Genomic DNA, 203 nt, shown 5'->3' on the forward strand with positions numbered 1-203 from the left:
ACGTTATCTAGTTTTGAGAGAATATAAAAAACTTATTGACTTTCTAAGTGAATCAAGTATAATAATGTTTGTCTCAAGTGAATATAGTCTGGTAATGATGGCAGAGAGGTCACACCCGTTCCCATACCGAACACGGAAGTTAAGCTCTCTAGCGCCGATGGTAGTTGGGACCTTGTCCCTGTGAGAGTAGGACGTTGCCAGGC

General features: G+C 42.4%; 1 rRNA gene. It reads left to right on the forward strand.

From position 1 onward, the window contains the following. Positions 1 to 87: 87 nt before the first annotated feature. Positions 88 to 203 (forward strand): 5S ribosomal RNA (gene rrf, locus FT637_RS29795).

The sequence above is a fragment of the Bacillus cereus genome (assembly GCF_015071065.1).
Taxonomy (GTDB): domain Bacteria; phylum Bacillota; class Bacilli; order Bacillales; family Bacillaceae_G; genus Bacillus_A; species Bacillus_A cereus_BA.